Below are 2,122 nucleotides of genomic sequence, written 5' to 3'. Positions count from 1 at the left end.
AGGCGCCGACAGCTGGGTAATGATCGCCACTCTTATCGAGAGCGGCAAGTTACCAAGCATCGATTCGAACGCATGGAAGGTTAAAAGCCGCCCGATGTCCGAGAGCATGACACGCGCCCGCGTAATAAAGTCAGTGATCCATGCCCTTGCCGGGCATGTCTTCGGGCATCAGACGAATCGATACGACTTGTTCATCCGCACCATCCGCATCGTTATCGCGCATGCCAAAGTTACGCTGACTAACCATTCGCAACTTCAACCCGGGCCCCACTACAAACGGCCGTGGAAGCTCCAGAACGCTCATCCCGCAAATACCCAGCAACAACGAGGCCAGCGTCATCAAAACCATAGCCATCGCGGATGTCGGACTGGCTTATTGGCGGCGCACAGCTATGGGCAAAGTCTCATAGTCGCATCCTAGTTCAATAGACCTGTCGCGATTGATAGAACGAAGTTGGCAACATCGACACAGTATTGCTTTGGTCGCCATACCCTTATTGCGATACGCGATATGACACTGTTCCGGATGTGAGATTAATTTGAAGGTAGAACCCGATATCACATTCTGTTTCAAACCAAGCCTGCTCTACCCCGTTGTCGTTGAACACCGCCCAGTCGGCACCAGCCGCTTTAAGCGGAGAGAGCGTATCTCCGCCGTCGGAAGAGCGCAGTAACCGAACCGATCCTGCCCACTCGCCCGACAGTTCAATCGAAATTGCCTTCGCTGGCTGCGCGAGGAAAGGGCCTACCGTACCAGACGCATCTGCGGTGCCGGTTAGCGGATCCCCGCCAAGTTGTGGCACGTTGACTACAGGCAGCGGCCGACCAATCTCCACGAGAGAAAAAGAATTTTCAGGACCCTGAAAGCCCACGGCAATGGCAGGGGCGTAATGGGCGGGCAATTTGATATTCAGATCCTGGTCCATAGCAACTCCTTGAAACTGCATCAACTTAATGCGCAACCCGTATTCGATTTGAACGTGATGGTTAAAACGGCCAAGGCTTGTAGGAAAATAAAACTTATCACGTTTCTCCTGTTTCTCGACCTGCCGCGTTCACAAAAGACTTCGTCCGTAGCCTAGCGGCGGCCAGGGTCAGGCAGCTCTCTGAAGACAGGATGTTTTTAATATAACTGGTGGCGATACTTCGCTGTTGCCCGAACGTTGCGAACAATGCGCTCAATGTAGTTGCAACCTCTACAGCAGCCATAGTTTGGATATTCCTTTACTTTGCGGGTATACCACTCTGCACCGAGGTTATTTCAGCTATGGTGTTTCCAATCCGGTGATAGTCATCCTTGAATGCGTCCTTCATCAGGAGGAAGCGACGATGGGTCGAGCGATTGGCTTGCGGGAGGATTTCGACGGACCGTTACTCCAGCGCGTGACACGGCGATCAAAGAGTTCGCCGCAGGCACGCCGACTGTTGACCGTCGCCCTGATCTACGATGTTGGTAGCCGGAGCGAGTCGGTGCGGATCGGCGGTGTCACCCTTCAGATCATCCGCGACTGGGTGATCGGCTTCAATACCTGCGATCCTGACGGGCTACTGGACGGCAAGGCCGTTGCCAACGCATTGATCCTCGACGATATGCAGCGACGTGCACTGCTCGAGTCGGGAGAGGGGGCTCTCCCGGCGATCCATGGCGTCGTGCGCTGGCGGCTTATCGATCTGGCACATTGGCTGCACGGAGAGTTTGCGGTGTCGCTCGACAAAACGACCGTCAACCGCGCGCTGAAAAAATTTAGCTATGTGAAGCTGACCGCTCGGCCTGGCCATCAGCGCAGAACCAGATAGCCATGAAAATATTAAGAAAGGGGCTTTGCCTCGGCATTGGAACAGGTCTGGGCCACCATTCCGAAGAAACCCCAGAAAAACTGGTTTCAGCACAAGGCGCGCGTCGGGCAGAAACAGTGCTCGCCGCCGCTGGACGCATCGCGGCACGCGGCCGTCTGCCCCGAAAAGGGTAAGGGCGTCGGACTGGTTCTGCCCTTCTACAACGCCGAAACGATGACACTGTACTTGGCTAAGTTCGCGCTTGTAGCGTGGTCTGAGCCCGAAGTTTTCATCAGCTACGAGCAGGGCCTTGGGCCGTTTTGATGCCCATTGCCGTTTGATCCTG

General features: G+C 55.0%; 5 protein-coding genes. 2 read left to right on the top strand and 3 right to left on the bottom strand.

What is annotated here, in order from left to right; translation table 11 throughout:
- Positions 1 to 130: 130 nt before the first annotated feature.
- The 3 genes from Q0897_RS15975 to Q0897_RS15965 form a co-directional block, all read right to left on the bottom strand.
- Positions 131 to 340 carry a hypothetical protein gene (locus Q0897_RS15975; RefSeq protein WP_239806299.1) on the bottom strand — a complete coding sequence of 70 codons (210 nt, stop codon included), beginning with the start codon at positions 338 to 340 and terminating at the stop codon, positions 131 to 133.
- A gap of 154 nt (positions 341 to 494) precedes the next feature.
- Entirely contained in the window at positions 495 to 926 is a 432-nt protein-coding gene (locus Q0897_RS15970; protein ID WP_299310409.1) for a hypothetical protein, read from the bottom strand.
- Between the two features lie 97 nt (positions 927 to 1,023).
- On the bottom strand, positions 1,024 to 1,209 hold the full coding sequence (locus Q0897_RS15965; protein ID WP_299310407.1) for a hypothetical protein: 186 nt from the start codon (positions 1,207 to 1,209) through the stop codon (positions 1,024 to 1,026).
- Between the two features lie 3 nt (positions 1,210 to 1,212).
- Here Q0897_RS15965 and Q0897_RS15960 point away from each other — a divergent pair, with 3 nt between their 5' ends.
- Together Q0897_RS15960 and Q0897_RS15955 are read left to right on the top strand one after the other, a co-directional pair.
- Positions 1,213 to 1,797 (top strand): winged helix-turn-helix domain-containing protein, encoded by a 585-nt coding sequence (locus Q0897_RS15960; protein WP_299310404.1) that lies wholly within the window; start codon positions 1,213 to 1,215, stop codon positions 1,795 to 1,797.
- A 36-nt stretch (positions 1,798 to 1,833) separates the two neighbouring features.
- Positions 1,834 to 2,100: a hypothetical protein gene (locus Q0897_RS15955; protein WP_299310400.1), complete on the top strand. Its 267-nt coding sequence runs from the start codon at positions 1,834 to 1,836 to the stop codon at positions 2,098 to 2,100.
- Positions 2,101 to 2,122 lie beyond the last annotated feature (22 nt).

Origin of the sequence: uncultured Croceicoccus sp. (assembly GCF_947496385.1) — a bacterium.
Lineage (GTDB): Bacteria > Pseudomonadota > Alphaproteobacteria > Sphingomonadales > Sphingomonadaceae > Croceicoccus.
This window is presented reverse-complemented; position numbering and strand designations above follow the sequence as displayed.